Below are 12,793 nucleotides of genomic sequence, written 5' to 3' on the forward strand. Positions count from 1 at the left end.
TGTCTATTTTAGAAGTTACCAATGCTTTTTATGCATTAAAACTAATTAACCACTAACCACACAAATGAAAAAAAACACTATTATCTTCTCTATCATGGTATTGCTTGCCTTACACACACGAGCACAGCAATTACCTGTAGAGTTACAAACCCCAGAAGTTGTCTCTCTAAACAGAATGCCAATGCGAGCATCTGCATTTGCATATGAAAATGCAGATTTAGCTGCCAAAAGAAACAAAGAAAAATCAGATTACTTTATCTCACTAAACGGAACTTGGAAATTTAATTGGGTTAAAGACCCACGTAAAAGACCACTAGATTTTTATAAAACCGATTTTAATGATGCGGCATGGGATAATTTTAAAGTACCTGCAAATTGGGAAGTAAATGGATATGGTTTGCCCATTTACGTAAATCAACCGTATGAGTTTGCGGGAAGAAAACTGACAGGAAATAGGATGAATCCACCTTTTGATATTCCTGAAGATAATAACCCAGTTGGATCGTACCGTAGAAAAATTAATATCCCAGAGAACTGGAAAAATAGACAAGTGTTTATCAGTTTAGGTGCGGTGAAGTCTGCTTTTTTTATCTGGGTAAATGGTAAAAAAGTGGGCTATAGCGAAGATAGTAAGCTTGCGGCCGAATTTGATATTACTAAATATGTACAGCCAGGAGAAAACACAATCGCTTTGCAAGTTTACCGTTGGAGCGATGGTAGCTATTTAGAATGTCAAGATATGTGGCGTATTTCGGGTATAGAACGTGATGTTTATTTGTACTCGACACCTAAATTAGATATTCGCGATTTTAAAGCAATTGGCACCTTAGACAATACCTACACCAACGGTTTGTTGAATGTAGACGTAACGGTAGAAAACTATAAAATAGATCAACGCACCAATCACAGCAGACCTGATAGCTTTTATGTAGCCTTAAATTTAGTTGATGCTAAAGGCAATCAGGTTTGGAAAGATGCAACAGGGCTTCAAAAAGTGTTGGGAAATTATAAAAACAACCTTTCCTTTAAAACACAAATCAGCAATGTAAAAAATTGGTCGGCAGAAGTGCCGTACTTATATACGTTATACATTACATTAAAAGATAAAAACGAGCATATAATTGAAGTTATTCCACAACGCATTGGTTTCCGTTCGGTAGAAATTAAAGGCAGTGATTTGTTGGTGAACGGAAAACGGATCTTTTTAAAAGGAGTTAATCGCCATGAGCACAATGCAACACAAGGACATACGCTTACGCACGAGGACATGAGAAAAGATATGGAAATGATGAAAAAGCTAAATGTAAATGCTGTTCGTCATTCGCATTATCCACCAGATCCATATTGGATGGAACTTTGTGATGAATATGGTTTGTATGTTATCGACGAAGCAAATATCGAATCGCATGGTCGTTATTACAGTTTGGAAACTTCTTTTGCTAACGATAAACAATGGCGCATTCCGCACTTAGAACGGATCACTAGAATGTACGAACGCGATAAAAATCATACGTCAGTTATTACTTGGTCTTTAGGAAATGAAGCAGGGAATGGTGTTAATTTTTATGAAGCATACGAATGGTTGAAACAAAGAGATTTCCGACCTGTACAATACGAAAGAGCTGAAAATGATTTCAATACCGACATGATTGTCCCTCAATATCCTGACCCAAATTGGTTAGTAAAATATGCAAAAAGCAAAAACGAAAGACCCTTAATCATGAGTGAATATGCACACATTATGGGCAATAGCTTAGGTAACTTTAAAGAATATTGGGATGCCATTGAAAGCAATCCAAAACTACAAGGAGGTTTTATTTGGGAATGGATAGATCAAGGAATTGATACGGTAAAGAATGGGAAAAGGATTTTAGCCTATGGGGGAGATTTTCCTTTAGAGGGGCCTGTTAATGAAGATTTTAGCGATAATAATTTCTGTGTTAAAGGTGTGGTAACGGCTTATCGTGAATTAACGCCTATGGCAATTGAAGCGAAAAAAGTATATCAATTTATAAAAACGAGTTACTTAGGCAATAATCAAATTAGCGTGAATAACAGTTATTTCTTCCGTGATATTGCTAATGTTCAGTTAAACTGGGAAGTTTTAGAAGACGGTAAAATTGTTCAAAGTGGTATAGTTGCAGATTTGAATATCAATCCACGTCAAACATCAACGCTTACTTTGCCGCTGAAGAATAACTATAAAGCCGGAAAAGAATATTTCTTAAACCTTCACTATGTGCTAAAAACACCTGAGCCATTTTTAGATAAAGGCTATGCTATTTCTTACGAGCAACTTGCATTAAACGGAATATCAAAAGGTACAGAAGTAAAATCTAATAAACTTGATAATCCTGTTAAATTGACAAAAACAACTGATAAAGCTATTTTTAGCGGTAAGAATTTTCAAGCAACCTTTGATTTGAAAAACGGAAAGTTAATAAGCTATTTGATAGATGGAAAAGAGCTATTAGTTGCTGGTCCGCAGCCAGGATTTTATCGTGCTCCAACGGATAATGATATTGGCGCTGGTTTAAACAAATCATTACGTATGTGGCGTAATGTATACGATGACAATAAAAAGCTGATTAAAGCTGAAGCAATGAACGCAAATGACTTACCTTATGGAGGAGTTGTAGAGATAGCTTCGAGTTTATTAAATGGAGATGCGACCACAAAACAAACATTTTATATTTATCAAGATGGTACCATAAAAGTAGATAATGAGCTTAAAGCAGTTGCTGGTAAATACAAAACCTTAATGCGCATTGGTAACGATTTACAATTAAACTCATCATACAACACTATTCAATGGTATGGCCGTGGTCCAGGAGAGAATTATGTAGATAGAAAAACAGCCTCGTTAATTGGTACCTATAAGTCAACAGTTGATCAGCAATATTTCCCATATGCTCGTCCGCAAGAAAGTGGTAATAAGACCGATGTGCGCTGGGTATCTTTTACCAATAAACAGGGTAAAGGTTTACGTTTTGAATATGCAGATAGCTTATTAAGTTTTAATGCATTACCGTATTCGGTAGAGGATTTAGATCCAGAAGCACAGAAAAGACAATATCATTCGGGCGAGTTAGTGAAACGCAATCAAATTTATGTACACATGGATATGCAACAACTAGGTGTACAAGGGATAGATAGCTGGGGTTCGTTGCCATTAACAGAATATCAAATTCCTTATAAAAACCAAACGTATAGTTATTGGATAAAACCAATTAAATAAATTTGTTAATTCAGTATTGATATGAAAAAATACTTCTTAACCTATTTGTTAATTTCATTAGCAATTGGATTAAAAGCTCAACAAAAGCCAAATGTAATCTTCATTTTGGCGGATGATATGGGTTATGGTGATTTAGGAAGCTATGGTCAGCAATTAATTGAAACACCAAATCTAGATAAACTGGCTAAAAGCGGTATGCGCTTTACGCAATTCTATGCCGGAACTTCTGTTTGTGCACCTTCAAGAGCATCCTTAATGACAGGTTTACATACGGGACACACGCCAATTAGAGGTAATTACGAGATTGAACCAGAAGGGCAATTACCACTACCGGATTCAACCTATACGATGCCAGAAATGTTTAAGGCTGCTGGTTATAAAACAGGTGTTTTTGGTAAATGGGGAATGGGGTATCCTGGTTCTGAAGGTGATCCAGTTAATCAAGGAGTAGATCAATTTTATGGTTACAATTGCCAACGGCAATCGCACAACTTTTTCCCTAATCATTTATGGAATAATTTAACCAAAGTAGACTTACCTAATACATTAACCAATTTACAAGAATATGCGCCGGATTTAATACAAAAGCAGGCTATGGCTTTTATGAATAACAATAAGTCTAAACCATTTTTTATGTATTTGGCGTATACCTTACCACATGCAGCTTTGCAACTTCCAGCAGGTGATAAAACATTTGAATACTATAAAAAGAAATTTAATGAACAACCCAAAAACATTAAAATGGACTGGAACGGGGAGAATTATCAACCACAAGCATATCCACACGCAGCTTATGCAGCTATGGTGACTAAGCTTGATACTTATGTAGGCGAAGTATTGAAGAAATTAAAAACACTGGGCTTAGATAAAAATACAGTAGTAGTTTTTGCAAGCGATAATGGTCCGCACAGGGAAGGAGGGAATGATCCTGAGTTTTTTAATAGTAGTGGCGGTTTTAAAGGAATTAAAAGGCAATTGACTGAAGGTGGAATTAGAGAACCTGTGATTGTGAGTTGGCCAGGTAAAATAAAACCACATGTATCAGATCAGATTGGTGCATTTTGGGATTTCATGCCCACTTTTGCAGAACTTGCTGGCGGACAAAAATTAAAAACTACGGATGGAATTTCTCTTTTACCGACCTTATTAAACAAAGGAATACAAAAACAACATGAGTTTTTATATTGGGAGTTTCATGAAGATGGGGGTAGACAAGCCGTAAGAATGGGTAAATGGAAAGCGATAAAAGAAAACATGAAGAAAAACCCAAACAGTTCAATTGCCTTGTATGATTTGGTTGCTGATCCTAAAGAATCTATAAATTTAGCTAGTAAATATCCTGAGCTAGTTAAAAAGATGGAAGCAATTTTAATAAGCTCTCATATAGAGAATAAGAATTTTCCTTTTTTTAGAAAGTAGGATAAACAAAAGTTCATTTTAAATAAACTTTAGGTCTTTGTTGATGAACACTAAGCTTTTGTTCATGAACATTTAACTTTTGTTGATGAACATTAGGCTTTTGTTGATGAACATTAAGCCTTTGTTCATGAACATTTAACTTTTGTTGATGAACATTTAGCTTTTGTTGATGAACATTTAGCTTTTGTTGATGAACATTTAGCTTTTGTTGATGAACATTGGAGCTTTGTTGATCAACATTAAACTTTTGTTCAAGAACATTTGAGTTTTGTTCATCAACATTAAACTATTGTTCATGAACATTTAACTTTTGTTCATGAACAATGACCTTTTGTTAATCAACATTTTATTATTGTTAATGAACAAAAAGGTAATGTAGTTTGCTTTTTGGTTATTTTTTATAATGAATATATTGTATGTTAACGTACTTCCATTTTAAACACCTGTTTAATTTGTTTGTACATTTACAACTATGATCATTAGACTAGCAACGTTAAAAGATGTACCAGCTGTAATGCAAATAGTAAAAGCGGTTGTACCATTAATGAATGCTGCAGGCAATATGCAATGGGATACTATTTATCCAAATGCAGCTGTTTTTGAAAAGGATATTAGTCATAATCAGCTTTGGATAGACGAAATTGATAGATCTATTGCTGGCGTCGCCGCTATTACCACAGACCAAGAACCAGAATACGCACAAGTAGGTTGGGATATTAATGAAACTGCAATTGTTACGCATCGCTTGGCGGTAAATCCTCAATTTCAAGGTAAAGGAGTTGCCGTGGCTTTATTGCAACAAGCAGAACAAAATGCAATTGCTCGTCATATTTCTCTATTGCGTATAGATACCAACACAATGAATGAAGCTACCCAAAAATTATTTCCAAAATTAGGCTATATTTTTGCTGGTGAAATAGGACTGAGCTTTAGGCCAGGTCTGCGATTTTATTGTTATGAAAAACGTTTGACTGTTGACTAGAAATTCAATTAACAATCTGTTATTTTTCAATAAAATTAGAATTAATGGTCTTTTAGCTACAAAATAATTATTTAACTTTAAGAAAATTATATAATCATGGAACAACATCAATCAACTGAAGGACTTATACTACTAATTACATTAACAGCAGTTTGTGTAATTATCTTTGCTACTACCTTTTATCTTACTTTTATTAGAAAAGCGAATACAAGCGATAAGGCGCATTAAGAATTTCCAATATGATTAACATCAAAGCAAGTATTGGAACAGAGCCTTACAAAATAGAAATTCAATCGCCTACAGGTAATGTAGTGATTGCCGATGAACCTCTTGAAAAAGGAGGGCGGGATACAGGTTTTTCTCCTAAAGAATTGCTTGCCTCATCTTTAGGAGCATGTACGTGTGCAACTGTGCGTATGTATGCAGAGCGGAAAACATGGGAACTCGAAAAGATAAATGTAAACGTTGATCTTATAGAAGAAGAAGGGCAAACGAAATTTATACGAACAATAGAATTGATAGGCAAGTTGGATGACTCACAGCGAACACGATTACTAAACGTTGCAAATTCCTGCCCAATTCATAAAATATTAACACATACTATCGTTGTAGAAACAGCGCTAGTATAGTTTTATTTACCATATAGATAACATATTCATGCGCTTTATTTTTGCATGTCAGTGTGAACTTGTCGAAGACTTTTGATCCTTCGACTGGCTCAGATTGATAACGTCGCTAACTATGTTTTTCTATATTTCTATGTAGTTAAATCCATTTAATTTTAACCTATTGTAATCATTCCGTAATACTTCTGTCAACAGTTATTCTGTTCACATCATTACCTTAATTTCGTACAAACTTAAATCAAAAAATATGATACAATCAAAAGGATATGCAGCGCAAACACCCGATACAGACTTAGCTCCATGGAATTTCGAACGCAGAGAGGTCGGCCCTCACGATGTTCAATTAGAGATTTTGTATTGTGGTGTATGTCATAGCGATCTGCATCAAATTAAAAACGATTGGTTTCCAGGAATATTCCCAATGGTGCCAGGTCATGAGATTGTGGGTAAAGTAATTAAAGTAGGTGATCACGTTAAAAACTTCAAATTAAATGAGTTAGCAGGAGTTGGTTGTATGGTTGATTCATGCCAAGTATGTGAAAATTGCGAGGCTGACCTTGAACAATATTGCTTAGAAGGAAATACACAAACATATAACTCGAAAGGAAGAGATGGTGTGCCAACCTATGGTGGCTATTCTAATACTATTGTTGTTCGTGAAGAGTTTGTATTACATATCTCTGAAAAATTATCACTAGCAGCAACTGCACCTTTGTTATGTGCTGGTATAACAACTTACTCACCATTAAGACATTGGAAAGTAGGTAAGGGGCATAAATTAGCTGTATTAGGTTTAGGCGGTTTAGGTCACATGGCAGTTAAATTTGGAGTAGCCTTTGGGGCAGAAGTAACAGTTTTAAGTACTTCGCCAAATAAAGAAGAAGCCGCAAAAGCATTAGGTGCGCACCACTTCGTAGTCACATCAGATGCTGCACAATTAAAAGCAGTTAAAGGAACTTTCGATTTCATTTTAGATACTGTTTCGGCAGATCATGATATGAACATGTATCTTTCTTTATTAAAAACAGATGGTACCCATATTGTAGTTGGCGTTCCAGCACCGTATGCAATTCATCCATTTTCAATTATTGGAGGTAGAAAAAGCTTAGCTGGTTCTAGTATTGGTGGAATTAAAGAAACTCAAGAAATGCTTGATTTCTGTGCTGAAAACAATATCGTATCTGATATCGAATTAATTGACATTAAAGATATCACAGCATCTTACGAAAGAATGGTGAAAGGTGATGTGCGTTACAGATTTGTAATTGATATGAAAACGCTTTAAGAAGTTAATACCTTTTAATTGAAGCCTCGAGAAATCGGGGCTTTTTTTTTATGCAGTTCGTCTTTGCGAGAGGAGATTGCCACGTCGCTATGCTCCTCGCAAAGACGATCGCCTAACCAGCTATCGGATAACAACTATAGAAATCAGTTTTTTGTAAAGTTCGTCTTTGCGAGAGCATTCTCCGATTTTTCATCGGTAATGATCGTGGCAATTTCCTTCAGACAAATAAAATAATACCAAATAAGAGATTGCCTAACCATTAAAAACAAAAAAGCCTTACATATTCTGTAAGGCTTCTTATTATTGCGTCAATGCAACTTCATGCCGTATGGCTTCTTGAAGTACAGCAATATTGATATCTTTCAGTTTTTTAAACTTAATGCAATACCCAGTCACACTTGCTTTGCCTAATTTTTCTGCATACGTTTTAGACAAGTAAGTCTTATCATCAATACCCAGAATATAAACAGAGATACCACTGGTGTTAGCGCTTAATCCAATTTGATAAAACTCTTTGGTTTTCCCATCTGCATAGGTTATAGTTCGAAGTCCATAACCTATATTAGGATTTGAAACAATTTTATTTTCACTGTTTTTACCATCCAAGAACCATAACTTACAGCCTGGCATTGCTTCCATAATGGTTGTATGCAACTCTTGCATTTCAACACGTTTTTGCTCTGGTTGACTAGCGATATATTCGTTAATGTGATCTTGTATGTTCATGATTACTCTAATTCTTCGCAATTAAATTTATGAATATTTAGCAAGTCTACTATTTTCAAAACTATATTTTCTTCGCAGTCAATACGTAAAATCTTGTCACAATCCTCAAGGTCGAAATTCCATTTATCACTTGAAACTATTTGGTTAATTAGCGGTTTAAGCTTTTTTACCTGCGTTTTGGTTTTGACAACAGTTTTGAAAACGTAAATCATTTTTTAGATAATGTAGCCAATAATTCGTCTAAATAATTCAGGGTCATGGTAAATCCTCCTTGGAAACCCATTTCAATCATCTTTTCCATACGTTCTAGTGAATCATTTTTAATTATAATGCTCACTTTTGTCTTTCCATCTTCTTCACTAAAAGTAAGGTCCCAATTAGAACCTGGTAACTCAGGGTTTTCATCTTTGTCTGCAAAAGAATTCAAATATTTGAAATTAGTTTTAGGACTGATGGAAGTATATTGCTGAAGTGACCAATGTTCATCGCCCTCAGGACTCACCATCGCATAAAATCTACGACCTCCAACTTCAAAGTCCATTACTTTTGTTTTAGATCCCCAAGGTTTAGGCGCCCACCATTGGTCAAGTATTTCTTGTGTAGTAAACGCATCCCATACCAATGAAAGGTCGGCTGCAAATTCTCTGTTTACAAATACCGTTTTGTTTGCCTTGTCAACGGTAAAATCAAATAGTAAATTGTTCATTATTTCTGTTTTTAAGTTGTAATAAAATTTGATTTAATGCTTTGCTAAAATAGTATCTAGGTTTTCCATAGCCATAGTAAGCCCATCTTTAAAGCCCATAGCGATGGTTTGCTCTAGCTGAGCTAGGTCAGCAAACTGCATAATCCCATGCACCAGCGTATTTTCTTTCATATCGCTGAAATTCATGGTCCATTTTGATTGTGGCATTTGCGGATTGATGTTTCCATCAGCATCACCAAAGGCATCATTCGCTAGAAACATATTTTTTGGTTCAATTTTCACATAACTAGTAATCGACCAATGTTCTTCACCATTTGGTCCAACTGCTGCATAATGCCATTTACCTCCTTCACTAAAATCCATGCTTTTTGTTCTTGATTTCCAGGGAGAGGGCATCCACCATTGATCAAGAAGTTCGGATTTCGTGTAGTAGTCCCACACAGTTGAACGGTCGGCAGCAAACTCACGCTTAATATTGATGGTCTTGTTTTCTTTATCGACAGTAAAGTCGAAGAATAATGTTGTGCTCATTTTTTCTGCTTTTTAAGGGTTGATAATACTTGGTCTAATTGGTTGAATCGGTTTTCCCAGATTTTTCGGTACTGTTCTAACCATTTATCTATTTCTTTCATTTTTTCAATTTCAAGCGTGTAGTAAATTTCTCTACCTTGATATTCTTGTTTTACAAGATCACATTCAGTGAGAATGCGCAAATGTTTTGATATTGCTTGTCGAGTAGTATGAAAGTTTTCGGCAATAGCATTAGGTGTCATCGCTTGTAATGCTATTAAAGCTATAATTGCCCGTCTTGTTGGGTCTGCAATTGCCTGAAATATATCGCGTCTCATGTGTTGAATAAATTTAATTAAGAAACTAATCGGTTGCAAATATATATGCAACTTTTTGGTTTCGCAAATTTTTTACAACTTATTTTTTCTTTGGCGGAATTTACCCCAGAAGTTGTCGTTTTAACGCAACATGATATCATTAAATCAATCACAACTTTGTAGTATCAAAACAATTCAAACTAAAATTAAATAGTGTTATGAAAAATGTAATCAAACTCTGTAGCCTTAAATTAATATTAATCGCTATTGTAATGTTAACCGCAACTCCGCAGTCTAGGGGACAAGAAATTAAACCTAACAGTAGTGGATATGCCCCTGTAAATGGTATTAAAGTTTATTATGAAGTATATGGTGAAGGCAAACCCCTTGTTTTATTACACGGTGCTTTTATGACCATTGCAACTAACTGGTCAGAACTGATTCCTGAATTATCAAAAACAAGAAAAGTAATTGCCATTGAAATGCAGGGTCATGGGCATACCCCATTTTCGGACAGAAAGCTAGATATTGCTACCTTAGCAAGTGATGTGGATGCAGTAATGAATTATTTAAAAGTTGACAGGGCTGATGTTGCAGGTTATAGCATGGGTGGTTCTGTAGCGTATCAGTTAATAGCGCAATATCCTAAACGTGTAAAAAAACTAGTCATCATTTCTTCTACCTATAAAAGCACTGGCTGGTTGCCAGCAATAAATGATGGATTTAAAGGTTTTAAACCTGAGTTTTTTAACAACACACCTATTAAAACAGCGTATGATGCAGTGGCGCCCGTCCAAGCAAATTGGATTAAGTTTGTTGAACAGATGATTGCTTTTATTGGCACTCCTTTTAATATAGGTGATGATAATATCTCTAAAATTACTTCACCAGTATTGCTGATCACTGGAGATAACGATGGCCTAGATAAAGTCGAATTAATTAAAACTTATCAATTACTTGGAGGTGGTGTATCTGCTGATTTAGCGCCAATGCCTAAATCGCAATTGGCTATTGTTCCTTCACAAAGCCATGTGAGTTTAATGATGCAAACAAAAACGATATTAAGCTACCTGGATGGTTTTTTAAAGTAAAAGAAAGTTTTCTAACAACCCAATAATAAAATAACTTGAAAACAAAAAAGCCTTACATTTCTGTAAGGCTTTTTGTGATCCCGCTGGGATTCGAACCCAGGACCACTACATTAAAAGTGTAATGCTCTACCAGCTGAGCTACGGAATCTACTTTGAATTAAGCGCCGAGGCGTTTGTTTTAAAGTGGTGCAAATATATGCTTCTCTTGTTTTTAATGCAAGGTTTTTTTTAACTGAACCCGTACATTACTGATTTATAAGTGGATTAATTACAAAGGCTAATTTAAAATGGTAAATTATATTGCTTTTTTTGATAAAAAATAACGTCATAACTTAGTTAAAGTAGACAGATTCATTTTCTTTCCCTTATTTTTAATCAATGTAAGTATGTCTTAATTAAGCTTTCAGCATAAATAGCTGGATCTGCCTCTTCTTAAAATTTAATTTAATTATCAATTTTTAAATTAATTTAAGGTTGGGTGTCCAATATCGCTTACTATTTAGACAATATGTTTGAATGATGTACTTTTTGTAATGCTTTTATTTGTGTAGCAGAGGATATTTTTTTTACTTAAATTTCTTTTGGCAAAATCAAACCAAACTAAATCTAAATTATGAACCAAATCAAGGGCAACACGTATCTTTTTCCGCTCATTTTAGTAACCAGCTTATTTTTCTTTTGGGGATTAGTACATAACCTCGATCCAATTTTAATTCCACATTTACGCAAAGCTTTTTTATTAAATGATCTGGAATCATCATTAGTAGATTCTTCTGTCTTTATTGCTTATTTCATAATGGCACTACCAGCAGGGTTTATCATGCGGAAGTACGGTTATAAATCGGGTATACTAATAGGCTTATTACTTTTTGGGACTGGTTCGATCCTTTTTTATACCCGCAGCAAATACCTTACAATATGTGTTTTTTTTAGGTGCTTTATTCATTATCGCCTGTGGTTTAACTTTCTTAGAAACAGCTGCAAATCCTTATGTAACTATTTTAGGCCCGCCAGAAACGGCTACTCAGCGTATAAATTTTTCTCAATCTTTTAATGGATTAGCAGCATTTATTGCACCAAAATACATTGGTAAAATGATACTTTCTGGTAAGGAATTAACAGCAGCGCAACAACAAGCCATGTCTCCAGAACAATTAAATACTTATTTAAGTAATGAAGCGGCAAGCGTTAAAGGCCCTTATTTAGTCTTAGGTATTATCATTTTTATTGTTGCTATTATATTTTTCTTTACCAAACTACCAGATATTAAACATGAGGAAGAAGGAGAAAGTGGTATTGCAAGTTTTTCTGGAGCATTTAAATCAATTAAATTAAGATGGGGAATACTCGCTCAATTCTTTTATGTAGGTGCTCAAGTTTGTGTGGGGAGTTTCTTCATCAAAATGAGTACACATGCTGCTGGGTTAAGTGAAGGCACCTCGACAACATATTTAGGGATATTTGGTTTAGCCTTCATGTTAGGACGTTTTTTCGGTGTTTTCTTAATGCGTTATATCAACCCAAGAAAATTACTCATTATATACGCCATCATCTGTTCAATTCTAACGGCTATTGCCATTTTTGCTTCTGGAATGATTGTGGTTTATATGCTAATAGGTATTGCATTCTTTATGAGTATTATGTTCCCAACCATTTTTTCAATCGGAATAGAAGGTTTAGGGCATAATACCAAAATTGGCTCATCTTTAATTGTAATGGCAATTGTTGGTGGTGCAGCGTTACCTCCAATTTTAGGTTTAATTTCAGATGCTACTCAAAATATTCAATACGGTTATTTAGTGCCCCTAATTTGTTTTATCGTTATACTGATTTTTGGTATAAGTAATAGAAATTCAGAGAAAAACGGATTGCCAAAATCTTCAGTTAATTAAT

General features: G+C 34.8%; 12 protein-coding genes, 1 tRNA gene and 1 pseudogene. 9 read left to right on the forward strand and 5 right to left on the reverse strand.

Annotation, left to right across the window (positions count from 1 at the left end):
* Nucleotides 1-64 precede the first annotated feature (64 nt).
* From ACHMWN_RS13100 to ACHMWN_RS13125, 6 genes are all read left to right on the forward strand, one after another.
* Nucleotides 65-3,238, forward strand: a complete 3,174-nt coding sequence (locus ACHMWN_RS13100) for a glycoside hydrolase family 2 TIM barrel-domain containing protein (RefSeq protein ID WP_397301809.1) — start codon at nt 65-67, stop codon at nt 3,236-3,238.
* Nucleotides 3,239-3,259: 21 nt separating this feature from the next.
* Nucleotides 3,260-4,657: an arylsulfatase gene (locus tag ACHMWN_RS13105; protein WP_397301812.1), complete on the forward strand. Its 1,398-nt coding sequence runs from the start codon at nt 3,260-3,262 to the stop codon at nt 4,655-4,657.
* A gap of 472 nt (nt 4,658-5,129) precedes the next feature.
* Nucleotides 5,130-5,639 carry a GNAT family N-acetyltransferase gene (locus ACHMWN_RS13110; protein ID WP_397301815.1) on the forward strand — a complete coding sequence of 170 codons (510 nt, stop codon included), beginning with the start codon at nt 5,130-5,132 and terminating at the stop codon, nt 5,637-5,639.
* Between the two features lie 96 nt (nt 5,640-5,735).
* Nucleotides 5,736-5,867: a hypothetical protein gene (locus ACHMWN_RS13115; protein ID WP_397301817.1), complete on the forward strand. Its 132-nt coding sequence runs from the start codon at nt 5,736-5,738 to the stop codon at nt 5,865-5,867.
* A gap of 11 nt (nt 5,868-5,878) precedes the next feature.
* Nucleotides 5,879-6,268 (forward strand): OsmC family protein, encoded by a 390-nt coding sequence (locus ACHMWN_RS13120; protein ID WP_397301820.1) that lies wholly within the window; start codon nt 5,879-5,881, stop codon nt 6,266-6,268.
* A gap of 244 nt (nt 6,269-6,512) precedes the next feature.
* Nucleotides 6,513-7,550, forward strand: coding sequence for an NAD(P)-dependent alcohol dehydrogenase (locus tag ACHMWN_RS13125; protein ID WP_397301822.1), 1,038 nt, complete (start codon nt 6,513-6,515; stop codon nt 7,548-7,550).
* Between the two features lie 300 nt (nt 7,551-7,850).
* Here the strand turns inward: ACHMWN_RS13125 and ACHMWN_RS13130 are convergent, their stop codons facing one another.
* The 4 genes from ACHMWN_RS13130 to ACHMWN_RS13145 all read right to left on the reverse strand — a co-directional run bounded on the left by ACHMWN_RS13130 (nt 7,851) and on the right by ACHMWN_RS13145 (nt 9,830).
* Nucleotides 7,851-8,276, reverse strand: coding sequence for a DUF1801 domain-containing protein (locus ACHMWN_RS13130; RefSeq protein WP_397301825.1), 426 nt, complete (start codon nt 8,274-8,276; stop codon nt 7,851-7,853).
* A 208-nt stretch (nt 8,277-8,484) separates the two neighbouring features.
* A complete protein-coding gene (locus ACHMWN_RS13135; RefSeq protein WP_397301828.1) occupies nt 8,485-8,982 on the reverse strand; it encodes an SRPBCC domain-containing protein in 498 nt (165 codons plus the stop codon).
* 33 nt (nt 8,983-9,015) lie between these two features.
* Nucleotides 9,016-9,513: an SRPBCC domain-containing protein gene (locus tag ACHMWN_RS13140; protein WP_397301830.1), complete on the reverse strand. Its 498-nt coding sequence runs from the start codon at nt 9,511-9,513 to the stop codon at nt 9,016-9,018.
* Entirely contained in the window at nt 9,510-9,830 is a 321-nt protein-coding gene (locus ACHMWN_RS13145) for an ArsR/SmtB family transcription factor (protein WP_372820774.1), read from the reverse strand. The genes ACHMWN_RS13140 and ACHMWN_RS13145 overlap by 4 nt, the downstream gene beginning before the upstream one ends.
* Nucleotides 9,831-10,027: 197 nt before the next feature.
* Here ACHMWN_RS13145 and ACHMWN_RS13150 point away from each other — a divergent pair, with 197 nt between their 5' ends.
* Nucleotides 10,028-10,900: an alpha/beta fold hydrolase gene (locus ACHMWN_RS13150; RefSeq protein WP_397301833.1), complete on the forward strand. Its 873-nt coding sequence runs from the start codon at nt 10,028-10,030 to the stop codon at nt 10,898-10,900.
* Nucleotides 10,901-10,975: 75 nt separating this feature from the next.
* Here ACHMWN_RS13150 and ACHMWN_RS13155 read toward each other — a convergent pair.
* A tRNA-Lys gene (locus tag ACHMWN_RS13155) sits at nt 10,976-11,048 on the reverse strand.
* A gap of 465 nt (nt 11,049-11,513) precedes the next feature.
* On the opposite strand from ACHMWN_RS13155, the pseudogene ACHMWN_RS13160 reads away from it, so the two are divergent.
* Nucleotides 11,514-11,777: pseudogene (locus ACHMWN_RS13160) on the forward strand (glucose/galactose MFS transporter); the annotation flags it as partial.
* Nucleotides 11,778-11,820: 43 nt separating this feature from the next.
* Nucleotides 11,821-12,792, forward strand: a complete 972-nt coding sequence (gene fucP, locus ACHMWN_RS13165; protein WP_397301836.1) for an L-fucose:H+ symporter permease — start codon at nt 11,821-11,823, stop codon at nt 12,790-12,792.
* The last annotated feature ends 1 nt before the right edge of the window (nt 12,793 follow it).

It is taken from the genome of Pedobacter sp. UC225_61 (assembly GCF_044452285.1).
Lineage (GTDB): Bacteria > Bacteroidota > Bacteroidia > Sphingobacteriales > Sphingobacteriaceae > Pedobacter.

Bases quoted from the DNA above. Each gene is read 5' to 3' on its own strand.
- ACHMWN_RS13140 (WP_397301830.1), bottom strand. From the start codon at position 9,513: ATGAGCACAACATTATTCTTCGACTTTACTGTCGATAAAGAAAACAAG.
- ACHMWN_RS13100 (WP_397301809.1), top strand. From the start codon at position 65: ATGAAAAAAAACACTATTATCTTCTCTATCATGGTATTGCTTGCCTTA.
- ACHMWN_RS13145 (WP_372820774.1), bottom strand. From the start codon at position 9,830: ATGAGACGCGATATATTTCAGGCAATTGCAGACCCAACAAGACGGGCA.
- ACHMWN_RS13130 (WP_397301825.1), bottom strand. From the start codon at position 8,276: ATGAACATACAAGATCACATTAACGAATATATCGCTAGTCAACCAGAG.
- ACHMWN_RS13105 (WP_397301812.1), top strand. From the start codon at position 3,260: ATGAAAAAATACTTCTTAACCTATTTGTTAATTTCATTAGCAATTGGA.
- ACHMWN_RS13120 (WP_397301820.1), top strand. From the start codon at position 5,879: ATGATTAACATCAAAGCAAGTATTGGAACAGAGCCTTACAAAATAGAA.
- ACHMWN_RS13135 (WP_397301828.1), bottom strand. From the start codon at position 8,982: ATGAACAATTTACTATTTGATTTTACCGTTGACAAGGCAAACAAAACG.
- ACHMWN_RS13110 (WP_397301815.1), top strand. From the start codon at position 5,130: ATGATCATTAGACTAGCAACGTTAAAAGATGTACCAGCTGTAATGCAA.
- ACHMWN_RS13150 (WP_397301833.1), top strand. From the start codon at position 10,028: ATGAAAAATGTAATCAAACTCTGTAGCCTTAAATTAATATTAATCGCT.
- ACHMWN_RS13115 (WP_397301817.1), top strand. From the start codon at position 5,736: ATGGAACAACATCAATCAACTGAAGGACTTATACTACTAATTACATTA.
- ACHMWN_RS13125 (WP_397301822.1), top strand. From the start codon at position 6,513: ATGATACAATCAAAAGGATATGCAGCGCAAACACCCGATACAGACTTA.